At 69.2% G+C, this 12995-nt stretch carries 11 protein-coding genes; 6 read left to right on the top strand and 5 right to left on the bottom strand.

Annotated elements, in window-relative coordinates:
* Positions 1-6 precede the first annotated feature (6 nt).
* The 4 genes from dxr to lpxD all read left to right on the top strand — a co-directional run bounded on the left by dxr (position 7) and on the right by lpxD (position 6694).
* Complete coding sequence (dxr, locus tag HNR01_RS22190; protein WP_183669879.1) at positions 7-1185, top strand: 1-deoxy-D-xylulose-5-phosphate reductoisomerase; 1179 nt, start codon at positions 7-9, stop codon at positions 1183-1185.
* Positions 1186-1398: 213 nt separating this feature from the next.
* A complete protein-coding gene (rseP, locus tag HNR01_RS22185) occupies positions 1399-2559 on the top strand; it encodes an RIP metalloprotease RseP (RefSeq protein WP_153876442.1) in 1161 nt (386 codons plus the stop codon).
* Between the two features lie 350 nt (positions 2560-2909).
* On the top strand, positions 2910-5474 hold the full coding sequence (gene bamA, locus HNR01_RS22180; protein WP_183669877.1) for an outer membrane protein assembly factor BamA: 2565 nt from the start codon (positions 2910-2912) through the stop codon (positions 5472-5474).
* A gap of 167 nt (positions 5475-5641) precedes the next feature.
* Positions 5642-6694, top strand: coding sequence for a UDP-3-O-(3-hydroxymyristoyl)glucosamine N-acyltransferase (lpxD, locus tag HNR01_RS22175; protein ID WP_153876443.1), 1053 nt, complete (start codon positions 5642-5644; stop codon positions 6692-6694).
* 76 nt (positions 6695-6770) lie between these two features.
* On the opposite strand, the gene HNR01_RS22170 is transcribed toward lpxD, so the two are convergent.
* Both HNR01_RS22170 and HNR01_RS22165 read right to left on the bottom strand, forming a co-directional pair.
* Entirely contained in the window at positions 6771-7769 is a 999-nt protein-coding gene (locus tag HNR01_RS22170; RefSeq protein ID WP_183669875.1) for a WcbI family polysaccharide biosynthesis putative acetyltransferase, read from the bottom strand.
* Positions 7770-7779: 10 nt separating this feature from the next.
* Positions 7780-8505: a fused DSP-PTPase phosphatase/NAD kinase-like protein gene (locus HNR01_RS22165; RefSeq protein ID WP_017485435.1), complete on the bottom strand. Its 726-nt coding sequence runs from the start codon at positions 8503-8505 to the stop codon at positions 7780-7782.
* A gap of 151 nt (positions 8506-8656) precedes the next feature.
* On the opposite strand from HNR01_RS22165, the gene HNR01_RS22160 reads away from it, so the two are divergent.
* Complete coding sequence (locus HNR01_RS22160) at positions 8657-9163, top strand: GNAT family N-acetyltransferase (protein ID WP_183669873.1); 507 nt, start codon at positions 8657-8659, stop codon at positions 9161-9163.
* 184 nt (positions 9164-9347) lie between these two features.
* On the opposite strand, the gene HNR01_RS22155 is transcribed toward HNR01_RS22160, so the two are convergent.
* Positions 9348-9803 carry a hypothetical protein gene (locus HNR01_RS22155; RefSeq protein WP_246417609.1) on the bottom strand — a complete coding sequence of 152 codons (456 nt, stop codon included), beginning with the start codon at positions 9801-9803 and terminating at the stop codon, positions 9348-9350.
* A 387-nt stretch (positions 9804-10190) separates the two neighbouring features.
* Here HNR01_RS22155 and ppa point away from each other — a divergent pair, with 387 nt between their 5' ends.
* Positions 10191-10730, top strand: a complete 540-nt coding sequence (gene ppa / locus HNR01_RS22150) for an inorganic diphosphatase (RefSeq protein WP_017485432.1) — start codon at positions 10191-10193, stop codon at positions 10728-10730.
* A 381-nt stretch (positions 10731-11111) separates the two neighbouring features.
* Here ppa and pyrH read toward each other — a convergent pair whose 3' ends face one another.
* Together pyrH and tsf are read right to left on the bottom strand one after the other, a co-directional pair.
* Positions 11112-11834, bottom strand: a complete 723-nt coding sequence (gene pyrH / locus HNR01_RS22145) for a UMP kinase (protein WP_183669871.1) — start codon at positions 11832-11834, stop codon at positions 11112-11114.
* A gap of 124 nt (positions 11835-11958) precedes the next feature.
* Positions 11959-12879 carry a translation elongation factor Ts gene (tsf, locus tag HNR01_RS22140; RefSeq protein ID WP_183669869.1) on the bottom strand — a complete coding sequence of 307 codons (921 nt, stop codon included), beginning with the start codon at positions 12877-12879 and terminating at the stop codon, positions 11959-11961.
* Between the last annotated feature and the right edge of the window lie 116 nt (positions 12880-12995).

The raw sequence follows: 12995 nt of genomic DNA, 5'->3' as shown, positions 1-12995 counted from the left end.
GATCCCGTGAGTCTCACCGTCACCGTCCTCGGCGCCACCGGCTCGATCGGCCGCTCGACCACGGATCTCCTGTCCCAGCATGCGGGCCGCTTCCGGGTCGGGGCGCTGGTCGGCGGCCGGGACGCCGCGGCCCTGGCCAAGCTCGCCCTGGAGATGCAGCCGGATTTCGCCGCGCTCGCCGACGAGAGCGCCGGCCCGGCGCTCTCCGAGGCGCTGGCGGGCTCCGGCATCCCGAACGGTGCCGGCGAGAGCGCCGTGCTGGAGGCGGTCGCCCGCGAGGCCGACATCGTCGTCGCCGCGGTGAGCGGCGCGGCGGGCCTCAAGCCCACGCACGCGGCGCTCCGGCTCGGGCGCACCATCGCGCTGGCCAACAAGGAGAGCCTCGTCTGCGCGGGCGACGCCTTCATGCGCGACGCCGGACGCTACGGCGCCCGCATCCTGCCGGTGGATTCCGAGCACAACGCCCTGGCCCAGGCCATGGGCGACGGCCGCGTCGCCGACATCGCCAAGATGACGCTGACCGCCTCGGGCGGCCCCTTCCGCACCTGGACCCGCGAGCGCATCGCCGCCGCGACCCCGGCCGAGGCCGCCGCCCATCCGACCTGGTCGATGGGCATGAAGATCAACATCGATTCCGCCTCGCTGATGAACAAGGGGCTGGAGCTGATCGAGGCCCACCACCTCTTCGGCATCGACGCGGCACGACTCGACGTGATCGTCCACCCGCAATCGATCGTGCACGGGTTGATCGCGTGGCGCGACGGCGCGGTGACCGCCGGGCTCGCCATGCCCGACATGCGCGTGCCGATCGCCCACTGCCTCGGGCTGGGCGACCGCCTGGAGATCTCCCGCGGCCGTCCGCTGGATCTCGCCGCCACCGGCAGCCTCACCTTCGAGCCGGCGGACGAGGCGCGCTTCCCCTGCCTGCGCGTCGCCCGCGCGGCGCTGCGCGAGGGCGGCGCGGCGCCGACGGTGATGAACGCCGCCAACGAGATCGCGGTGGCCGCCTTCATCCGCGGCGCGATCCCGTTCTACGGCATCGCCGAACTGGTGGAGCGAGCGGTCGAACATTTCGCCGCCGAATTCCAGCGCGCGCCGCAGGACGTGGAGGAGGCGCTGGCCATCGACGCGCGGGTGCGCGCCTGGAGCCTGGAGGCCGTGCCCGCGGCCCGCGCCGCGGGCTGAGGCGAATTAACCTTTACGAAGTGTTGTCGGGGACGGACGGCCCGATCCCGGCGGTTGCGCGGGCGATTAGATCTCGCGCTCGAACGTGAGGCGTGCGACGATCCGCGACTTGCCCGCCGTGGGCCCGCTCTGCCAGGGCGGGTGGTCAAGACCGATTCGCGCCTGACGTGCACGGATCTCCCAACGCGTATCGCGGCCTGAAGGATGATGGCCATGGAATTCTTGAGCGGCATGGGCGGCAACGCCGCCGGCTTCTTCGGGGCGGTGATCCCCTTCCTGATCGTGCTGACGATCGTCGTGTTCGTGCACGAGATGGGTCACTTCCTCGTCGGGCGCTGGTGCGGAGTCGGGGTGACCGCCTTCTCCATCGGCTTCGGCCCGGAGGTCGTCGGCTTCACCGACCGGCGGGGCACCCGCTGGAAGCTCTCGGCGATCCCGCTCGGCGGCTACGTGAAGTTCGTGGGTGACGCCAACGGCGCCAGCGTGCCCGATCCGGAGGCGGTCGCCCGCATGAGCCCGCATGAGCGGGCAGTCAGCTTCCCGACCCAGCCGGTGGCCAAGCGCGCGGCGATCGTCGCCGCCGGCCCCATCGCCAACTTCATCCTGGCGATCGCCGTCTTCGCCGGCGCGATCTATTTCAGCGGCCGCTACGAGACGCCGGCTCGCGTCGAGGCGGTGCAGCCGAACAGCGCCGCCGCGCGGGCGGGCTTCCAGCCCGGCGACGTGATCCGCACGATCAACGGCGAGCCGGTCAAGACCTTCAACGAGATGCAGCGCGTCGTCTCGGCCGCCGCCGGCTCGTCGCTGGCGGTCGCCGTCGATCGCGGCGGCCAGGTCCAGACCCTGACCGCCGTGCCCGACATGATCGAGGAGCGCACGCCCTTCGGCCGCCACCGCTTCGGCCGGCTCGGCATCAACGGCCCGAAGGCCGACGCGGCCAAGCTGGTGCATTACGGCCCGTTCGAGTCGCTGAAGCTCGGCGTCCACGAGACGGCCTTCGTGGTCGAGCGCACCTTCGATTATATCGGCAAGCTCGTCACCGGCCGTGAATCCGCCGACCAGCTCTCCGGCCCGATCGGCATCGCCCGGGTCTCGGGCGAGGTCGCCCGCGTCGGCGGCGTCGGCGGATTGATCGGACTGGTCGCGCTGCTATCGGTCTCGATCGGACTCCTCAACCTGTTCCCGATCCCGCTCCTCGATGGCGGACACCTGATGTTCTACGCCTTCGAGGCGGTGCGCGGCCGCCCCTTGAGCGAGCGGGCGCAGGAGATCGGCTTCCGCATCGGACTGGCCTTCGTGCTGATGCTGATGCTGTTCGCGGCCTGGAACGACATCCTCAATCTGGGCGCCTCGCTGAGCCAGCGCGGCACCTGACAGGCGGGCGCCCTTCCCCACCCGAATCGACGGCCCGGCGCATGCGCCGGGCCGTTCGCATTTACGGTGAAGGCCGGCTTACCGTGGTCCGGACACGAATGGGAAAGTCGTGTCTGCGACCATATTTACGCCCTATTCACGCTAATCTGAGATCGATCGTAAAGGCGCTTCGTCGTTAAGTGGCGCGAAGGCCACGACCCCCCAAAATCCCGGTATGTCGGACGGCCCTCTCGTTTGCTTCGTGGGGGAATCCCGATACAAGCGTGGCTGGGACCAGAGGGCGGCGAGCCTTAAGGGCGGCTGCCTGCGGGTGCGAACCCGTGCTGAGATAAAAAGAGACGGGCGATTACATGATGTCGATGACGGGAAAGCGCCGGCGAAAGTCGGCGGAGCGTGCCATCGTTCTGGTCGCCACCGCCGCCAGCGTGATCCTCGGCGGCGCGGCCGCACAGGCGCAGCAGATCGTCGTCGAAGGCAACCGCCGTGTCGACGCCGACACGATCCGCTCCTACGTCACCGGCACGGCCTCGGGCTCACCCGAGGAGGCGCGGCGCAACCTTCTCGCCACCGGCCTCTTCTCCGACGTGCAGGTCTCCGGCCGCGGTGGCACCACCGTGGTGCGCGTGCGTGAGAACAGCGTGGTCGGCCGCGTCTTCTTCGAGGGCAACAAGAAAATCGAGAAGGCGACCCTCGAGAGCGTCGTCGAGACCAAGGATCGCGGCGCCCTGAGCCCGGCGGTGATTGCCGCCGACGTCGAGCGCATCCGCGACGTCTACAAGCGTTCGGGCCGCGGCACCGCCAAGGTCAGCTACCGCCTCGTCGACCTTCCCACCGGCCGCTCCGACGTCGTCTTCACCATCGACGAGGGCGACAAGACCGGTATCCGCGCCATCAACTTCGTCGGCAACAGCGCCTACTCGGAATCGACCCTCAAGGGTCTGATGTCGTCTTCCGAGATGAACTTCCTCTCGTTCATCAAGACCTCCGACGTCTACGATCCCGACCGCATCTCCGCCGACCTCGACGTCGTGCGCCGCTACTACCTCAAGAACGGCTACGCCGACTTCCGCGTCGTCAACGCCGATGCCCGCTACGTCGAGTCCGGCGACGAGACCGGCTGGGTCATCACCGTCACCGTCGAAGAGGGTGAGCAGTACACCGTCGGCGCGGTGGCCGTTGATCCGCGTATCCCCGGCATCGACCGCGAGGCGCTCGACGGGCAGATCCGCGCCCAGGTTGGCGATGTCTACAACGCCGAGGATGTCGAGAAGACGCTCGTCGGCGTCACCAACGAGGTCAACCGCCAGGGCTACCCCTTCGCCCAGGTGCGGCCGACCGGTCAGCGCGACCGCGCCACCCATCAGGTGGCCCTCGGCTTCGTGGTCGAGGACGGCCCGCGCGTCTACGTCGAGCGCATCAACATCCGCGGCAACACCCGTACCCGCGACTACGTCATCCGCCGCGAGCTCGACCTGACCGAGGGCGATGCCTACAACCGCGTGCTGGTCGACCGGGCCGAGCGCCGCCTGAACGGCCTCGGCTTCTTCAAGAAGGTCCGCTTCTCCAACGAGCCGGGCTCATCGCCGGACCGGGTGGTCGTCAACATCGACGTCGAGGATCAGCCCACGGGTTCGTTCTCGGTGGCGGGCGGCTACTCCACCCAGGACGGCATCATCGGCGAGGTCTCGGTCTCCGAGTCGAACTTCCTCGGCCGCGGCCAGTACGTGCGCCTCGCGGTGCAGGGCGGCCAGTATGCCCGCGGCATCGACTTCTCCTTCACCGAGCCGTACTTCCTCGGCTACCGCCTCGCCGCCGGCTTCGATGCCTTCTACAAGTACTCCGACCTGACCCGCTGGTCGCGCTACGAGACGACCGTCTACGGCGGCCAGCTCCGCCTCGGCCTGCCGATCACCGAAGAGTTCGGCGTCACCTTCCGCTACTCGCTCTACAACACCGAGCTGCGGGTCCCGAACACCATCAAGCGGCCCTACAACGACTGCTCGGTGGCGATCCCCGGCTACACCGCCATCAATCCGGCCGGAACGATCGATCCGGCGAGCGGGCGCGACGTGGGTGGTCTTCCGGCCTACCCGAACTGCGCGTTCGACGGCGAGGCCTCGATCGCCCTCAAGGGCCAGCAGGGCAACGTGCTGACCTCGCTCGCGGGCGTCACCCTGGCCTACTCGACCCTCGACAACCTGCAGCGGCCCACGAACGGCTTCTACGGCGAGCTGAAACCCGATATCGCCGGCATCGGCGGCGACTCCAAGTTCTTCCGCGTGACGGGTGACGCCCGTTACTACAAGGAAATCTGGGAGGACGTGGTCGGCTTCGTGCGCCTCCAGGGCGGCCACATCTCGTCGCTGGACAACCAGCCGCTGCGCATCACCGACCAGTTCTTCCTCGGCCCGTCACTGGTCCGCGGCTTCGCTCCGAACGGTCTCGGTCCGCGCGACGTCGGCATCGCCGATGCCCGCTCCAACGCCATCGGCGGCACGACCTACTTCGGCGCCACGGTCGAGGTTCAGTTCCCGATCTGGGGTCTGCCGAAGGATCTCGGCCTGAAGGGCGCGGTCTTCGCCGATGCCGGTACGCTGTTCGGCTATGACGGCCGCCGCAACTTCGACGTCAACCGCGACGGCTTCATCAACGGCTTCGCGCCGGGATCGGGCTGCAACTACACGAACTTCGGTGCCAACGCGATCAAGGTCGAGCCCGAATGCGTGAACGTCCGCGACAAGCCGACGATCCGCTCCTCGGTCGGTGCCTCGATCCTGTGGAACTCGCCGCTCGGCCCGATCCGCTTCGACTACGCCTACGCCCTCTCCAAGGACGAGGGTGTCCAGACGGCGCTGGGCAAGGTCGGCAAGGACCAGCTCCAGGCGTTCCGCTTCTCCGGCGGCTCGCGCTTCTGATCCCCGACAGGCTCGCCTGAGGGAGCCGTGCCTGACCCGCTGGGGTCAGGCACGGCTCTTTTGCGTTGTCGGACCCGCTCCGCCGCCCCCCGGGCGGGTGTTCCCTCGGACGAAGAGCGCTATAGCGGCACTCGAACCCCTCCCCCGCCCGGCGCCGCTCGAACCTCATGTCAGATCCCGTCTTCATCGCGCCGAGAGGCGGCTTGACCCTCGGCGCCGTCGCCGATGCCTGCGGCGTGCCGCTGCCCGAGGGCGTCGACCCGGCGCTGCCGGTGACCGGGGCCGCTCCCCTCGAAACCGCGGGGCCGACCGAACTCGCCTACATGGACAACGCCCGCTACGGCGAGGCGCTGGCCACGACGCGGGCCCTCGCCTGTCTCGTCTCGCCGCGCTTCGCCCCGCGGGTCCCGTCCGGCACGATCGCCCTCGTCACCCGCGATCCCTACCGCGCCTATGCCGGGCTGCTCGCCCGCCTCTACGAGGAGGCGATGCGGCCCGGCTCGCTGTTCGGCGCGAGCGGCATCTCCCCCGGCGCCCATGTCCATCCGCAGGCACGGCTCGAGGACGGGGTTCGCATCGATCCCGGTGCGGTGGTCGGCCCCGGCGCCGAGATCGGTTCCGGCACGGTGCTCGGCCCCAACGCCGTCATCGGCCCCAACGTTCGGATCGGCCGCGACTGCTCCATCGGCGCGGGAGCGACCCTGACCCACGCGCTCGTCGGCAACCGCGTCATTGTCCATCCCGGCGCCCGGATCGGACAGGACGGGTTCGGCTTCGCCATGGGCGCGGGCGGCCACATCAAGGTGCCGCAGGTCGGCCGCGTCATCATCCAGGACGATGTCGAGATCGGCGCCAACACGACGATCGACCGGGGCGCCTCGCGCGACACCGTCGTCGGCGAAGGCACCAAGATCGATAACCTCGTACAGATCGCCCACAACGTGGTGATCGGCCGCCACTGCGTGATCGTCTCCGGCGTCGGCATCTCCGGCTCGACGACGCTGGAGGACTACGTGGTGCTCGGCGGACAGGTCGGCGTCGTCGGCCACCTGCGCATCGGCATGGGCTCGCAGATCGCCGGCTCCTCCAACGTCAACCGCGACGTGCCGCCGGGCTCGCGCTGGGGCGGCACGCCGGCCAAGCCGGTGCGGACATGGTTCCGCGAGATGACGACCCTCGCCCGCCTCGCCGAGCGCGGAGGGAAGGACGAGGCGGAGTGATCGCTCCGGGGCTCCGCCCTGAGACCCGCCACAGGAGGGCTCGTCCTTTGGGAGCCTGTAACCGGCTGCGGCGCCCTCACGCGGCGTCGAACAGGGATCGGATCTCGGGCGAGCCCGCCCAGTGCTCGACCCGGTGGCAGGTCAGGGTCTCGCGCGGCTGCGTCCGATAGATCGCGAGGCTCTCCGCGACGAAGGCGTCGAGGCCGAGCGTCTCGGGCGGAGCGCTCCGGCGCTGGCGCCGCTTGAACACCGTCGAGCCCGCCACGCCGTAGAGCGTCGCCACCGGCGGATAGACCGGCCAGATCGCGTCGTCGAGGAGTGCGTCCGGCGCGTAGGCCTCGACCGCGACCGGTCGCGGCGCGAGCCCGGCCTCGCGCAGCAGCCGTGCGGCGATGTCGCCGAGCACGTTCAGCCGCGGATGGTTGATGTTGTGCATGAACTGGCCGCCGCGCGACCAGCGCAGCAGATCCTCCGAGAGGTCGAAGCCGATTGCCCGGCTCGACGCGATCAGGTCCGCCGCGGCGAGATCCCAGGCATCGAGATAGCCCAACCGCGCGAACACATCCTCCCGGAACAGACTGAGGATCCGCTCTCCCGGCAGGCCCCGGAGGTAGCCGAACAGAGTGATCGCCGAATGGTAGGTGCCGAGCGGCGAGGGCACGAGCTTCACCCACGCCACCGAGGCGAGATCGCCGACATAGACCGCGTCGGGATGGAACGCGGTGAAGACGATCGAAGGGAAGAGCCGCATCCGCGGCAGCCGCTCGCGCAGGGCCTCCGAGCCGCCCTCGGCGAAGAAGCCCGTCGGGAAGGGCTGAGAGAAGACGTGGTCGCACTGCTCGAGCGTGGCCGCGAAGGCGCCGAGGCCCTGCCCGCGCCGGCCCAGCGTGCTCATCGGGACGAGCTGCACCCGCGCGCCCGGCGCGAGAACCCGCACGGCCTCCGCCACGCCCTTCGCCTGGCAATTGCCGATCACCGCGATCCGGGGACCGTTCGGGGCGACCTCTTCCGACCCGCGCCGCCCGGCCCAGGATCGCGATACGGCCTTGAGCAGCCGCGGAAGCCGGAGGACCAAGGCGGCCGGCCTATTCGCGCCGCAGCAGGCGGTCGACGACGATGTCGGACCAGAAACCGGCGCGGAAGCTTTGCGTCAGCGCCTGCGGGTCGTAGCTGTGCTCGACCCAATCGAGGAAGCTCTGGCCGCGCGCCTCGCCCTCGCGCAGATAGGTGGCGAAGAACGCATCCAAGATGCCGGTCTTGGCGAAGCGGAAATGGCCGTAGCGCGGCGAGAGCTGACGCAGCGCCTCCCGCACCGGCCGGCCCTCGTGCAGGATCAGGAACAGGGTGGCGGCAAGCCCCGCCCGGTCCGCCCCGGATTTGCAATGCATCACCGCCGGATATTCGAGGCCGGCGAAGAAGTCGCGCGCCGCGAGCAGTGTCTCGCGGGAGGGCGCCTCGCGGGAGCGCAACACGAACTCGACCAGGGTCAGCCCCTGCCGCTCGCAGGCCTCGCGCTGCAGCGGCCAGGAGCCGTGCTCGCGCCCGCCGCGCAGCGACACGATCGTTCGCACGCCCTGGCGCTTGAACCATGCGAGCTGGTGCGGCGTCGGCTGGGCCGAGCGCCAGACCAGCCCGGTGCCGATCCGGTGCCGGTTGAGGTAGGCGAGACGGAAGATCCCATGATCGACGAGCAGCATGTTCGCCCAGGCCTTCGCCCGGGAGACGGAGCCATCGATCGGCCGCTCGAACTTCGCGATGCGGGCCATGCGCCGCGCGTAGCGCGTCTCGGGAGGAAGGAAGCGGTTGAACACGGATCGCTGCGAGAGGCCTGTCGGAGCGCTCCTCTAACAGCCCGTGATTCGGGCGACAACGCGCACCGTCTCAGACCGTTGCCGAACCGGTCCCTTTGCCAGCATCATACGGCGCCTGTTGGCGATCGGAGCCCGCGATGACGACGAACCGATGACGACGAACACGGTGAGCTTGCGCCGCGCCCGCGCCGCGGATGCCGCCGGCCTTTCGGCGGTGTTCGATGCCGCGTGGCGCGAGGCCTATCAGGGCATCATTCCAGGGGTCGCCCTGGAGCGTTTCCTCGCCCGCCGCGGGCCGGAGACGTGGCACGGCATGATCGCTGGCGGGCGCGGTCTCGCCGTCATCGCCTTCGGCGAGCGGATCGCGGGCTACGCCGCCTACGGGCGAGCGCGGGACCGCATCATGCGGGCGGACGGCGAGATCGACGAACTCTACATCGCCCCGGAATTCCAGGGGCTCGGACTCGGCACCCGGCTGTTCCGGGCGGTGCGCAACGACCTGATCGACCGCGGCCTCACCCGCATCGGCGTCTGGGCGCTCGCCGACAATCCCCGCGCCTGCAGCTTCTACGAGGGCTTAGGCGGCGTCGCGGGCCCGGAATCGGTCGAGCGCGTCTCCGGCATCTGCCTGCCGAAGATCGGTTACCTGTTCGCCTGAGCGCACGGGAGCCGGCCGCACGGCGAACGGATGCACCCGCACCACCGGTTCGGACGATGCGGGTACGGCGGGCGGCGACGCGCGAGAGCGCATCCCGACGAAGCGGAAGCCGGGCATCGCAGGAATGCGCGTCACAACGGGGAATGAGAGACGCCGACCTGATGTCATCAGGTTGGATACGACTCTAGAAGTACGGGCCGTAGCCGAAACCGGGGCCGTAGCCGAACCCGAAGCCCGGACCATAACCGGCCGGACGAAGCGGCGGACGGAAGAAGCGGGGTCCGTAGGCGAACCGCGGTGGTCCATAGGCGAACCGCGGCGGCGGTCCGTAGGCGAAGGGCGGCGGCCCGACATCGTAGGGATCGAAGACCACCTCGCGCACGATCCGGCGCGGCCGGTAGATCGGCCGCTCGACGATGACCTCGCGCACGATGCGGGTCCGGTAGACGGGCCGCTCGACGACGACCTCGCGCACGATCCGGCGCGGCCGGTGTGCGGCGTGGCGCCGGACCACTCTGGCCTCCCGATGGACGCTGCGGCCGTACCCGGCCTCCTCGTCCGCGCGCGCCGATGTGGCGCCGGCGAAGGCGCCCGCAGCCAGAGCCAATGTACCCATGGCGATGATGGCGATGCGCTTCATGTCATGCCCTCTCGTTGCGCGAGCCGGTTGCGCAAGCCCTTCGCTCGCGCGGGCCAAACCGGCCCTCGCGCCCGGTTGTCCGCTTATGCTTACGCTTGAACCGTGCGCGTGTTCCCGCGCGAGCCGCCGCAAGCGTTCCGGATCGCGCGACGACGGTGGCGGACCGGCGGCGGGGCGGAAGGGAGGCCGCACCGGGTGGCACGACGCGGTATTTGTACCGCTGGACGGTGCAGCACGCGTCAACTTGGCCGGAGGAACGATTTCATTTCCGGCCCGCTCAATCTAAGACATCGAGCGATGGGTGCGGCATCCTAAGCTGCTCCCGCACGATGCATCCGCCGGACGGGGCGACGCGTCCGGCGGCCGGATTTCAGAGAGCATAGGCCCATGGACATCAACGCCATCTCGATCGGCAAGAACCCGCCGGAGGACGTCAACGTCATCGTCGAGGTTCCGCTCGGCGGCGAGCCGATCAAGTACGAGATGGACAAGGATGCCGGGACGCTCGTCGTCGACCGGTTCCTCTACACGCCGATGTTCTATCCGGGGAACTACGGCTTCATCCCTCATACCCGCTCGGGCGACGGCGACCCCTGCGACGTGCTGGTGGCCAACACCCGCGCCATCATCCCGGGCGCGATCATCTCGGTGCGTCCCGTGGGCGTGCTGGTGATGGAGGATGACGGCGGCGAGGACGAGAAGATCATCGCCGTGCCCTCGCGCAAGCTGACCCAGCGCTACAACCGGATCGAGAACTACACCGACCTGCCCGAAATCACGGTCAGCCAGATCCAGCACTTCTTCGAGCACTACAAGGACCTCGAGCCCGGCAAGTGGGTGAAGGTCGTGCGCTGGGGCGACAAGGCGGAGGCCCAGCGCCTCATCCTCGAAGGCATCGAGCGCGAGAAGGCCCTCAAGGCCGGCTGATTTTTGGATGTCGGGCTGAGCAGAAGCGTCCCTCCTCTCCCCGTCGTGTGGGCGGTGGGATCATTCTGTTTCCGGCTGACGCCTTCGACGCCTCTGCCACCATCATCCCGGGGCCCCGCTGCGGAAACCCGGGATCCCCCGTGATGCGGCGCACAGGGCCACATCCTGGCTAGAGCGCGGTCGATGAAGTGGTCGCTGCTTCGCCGAAAGAATGCGCGTCAAGACAAGTACCGAGAGCCGTATCCGACGTGGTTGCAGTCAGGTCAGATACGGCTCTCGTCTTGGATCCCGGGTTCGCCTTCGGCGCCCGGGAACGACGGGGATGCGGGCCGAACCGTACAGGAGCAGCCGCCGATCGTGTCAGATGTGATCAATCGCTGCCTACGGCACCACGCGCGTGGACACCGAGGCGCCGGTCAGGATCGCGTTGATCGAACTCGGGGCGTGAACGGAGCCCACCACGATAGTGAGCCGGCTCTCGCGGGCGAGGGCGAAGGCGGCGGTGTCCATTACCTTGAGATCGCGGGCGATGGCCTCGTCGTGGGTGATGCAATCGTAGCGAATCGCCTCCGGATCGCGCTTCGGGTCGGCCGAGTAGACGCCGTCCACCTGCGTCGCCTTCAGCACGGCGTCGCAGCGCAATTCCGCCGCGCGCAGGACCGCGGCCGTGTCGGTGGTGAAGTACGGGTTGCCGGTGCCGCCCGCAAGCACGACGACCTGCCCCTTGTCGAGGTGGTGCAGCGCCGGCTGGCGGGCATAGGTCTCGCAGATCGTCGGCATCGAGACCGCCGACATCGTCCGCGCCTGCACGCCCGCGGCATTGAGCGCGGTCTCGATCGCGAGGGAATTCATCACGGTGGCCATCATGCCGAGCGAGTCGCCGGTCGCCCGGTCGATCCAGCCGGCCTGGGAGATGCGTGCGCCGCGGATCAGGTTGCCGCCGCCGACCACCACCGCGATCTGGATCCCGCGGGAGACCGTGGCGGCGATGTCCTCGGCCAAGGCCGCCAGCATCGGCGGGTGGAGCCAGTAGCCGTCGGGGGCGGCCAGTGCCTCTCCGGACAGTTTCACGAGGACTCGGCGGTAGGGCTTCGTCTCCGGCATCGGATCCTCGTCGGCTCGGGCTGCACAGCGCCGCGGCTTCTAACAACACGAGGGCCGGAACGTCGAGGGGCGGCGGCATCGCTGCCGCCGCCCCTTTCGGACGACCTGTGAGGATCGGTGAAGATCAGCGCGACATGCTCGCCACTTCGGCGGCGAAATCCGGGCCCTCTTCCTTCTCGATGCCCTCGCCCAGGGCGTAGCGGATGAAGCCCTTGATCGTGACCTCGCCGCCGGCCTTGCCCGCGGCTTCCTTGAGCACCTGGGTGATGGTCTTGGAGCCGTCGTGGACGAAGGGCTGCTCCAGGAGTGTGACCTCCTTGTAGTAGCTCTTCAGGCCGCTCTCGACGATCTTGGCCATCACGTGGTCCGGCTTGCCGGCGTTCTTCTCGCGCAGGATGTTCGACTCGCGCTCGACCACGGCCGGATCGACGCCGGAGGCGTCGAGCGCCACCGGGCTGGTGGCGGCGATGTGCATGGCGATCTGGCGGCCGAGGGTGGAGAGGAACTCGACGTCGCCCTCGGACTCGAGCGCGACGAGGACGCCGATCTTGCCGAGGCCCTCGCTGATCTGGCCGTGGACGTAGGAGGCGATCACGCCCTTGGCCACTTCGAGCTTGGCGACGCGGCGCAGGGTCATGTTCTCGCCAATCGTGGCGATCAGGTTCGAGAGCTTCTCCTGGACCGTCTCGGACGAGCCGGGGAAGGTCGCGGCCTGGAGGCCCTCCAGGGTGCCGTCGGTGTTGAGGGCGAGCTTGGCGGCCTCGCGGGAGAAGGTCTGGAAGCCGTCGTTGCGGGCGACGAAGTCGGTTTCGGAATTCACCTCGACGATGGCGGCGTGGCGGCCGGCGGACTCTACGGCGACGAGGCCCTCGGCGGCGACGCGGCCGGCCTTCTTGGCGGCCTTGGCGAGACCTTTCTTGCGCAGCCAGTCCACCGCGGCTTCGAGATCGCCGTTGGTCTCGTTGAGCGCGCCCTTGCAATCCATCATGCCGGCGCCGGTCTTTTCGCGAAGCTCCTTCACGAGTGCGGCGGTGATGTTGGCCATGGCGATCCTCTCGGGGTCTGGAATGCGGGTCTTGAAGCGAATGAGCCCGGCGCTCGTTGAAAGCACCGGGCTTTGCAGCGTGATGACACTCGGGCCGCCGGGCGAAGATCCCGGCG

Source organism: Methylorubrum rhodesianum, from assembly GCF_014199985.1.
GTDB lineage: Bacteria > Pseudomonadota > Alphaproteobacteria > Rhizobiales > Beijerinckiaceae > Methylobacterium > Methylobacterium rhodesianum.
The sequence above is the reverse complement of the archived record's forward strand: the minus strand, read 5'-3'. Positions and strand labels throughout refer to the sequence as shown.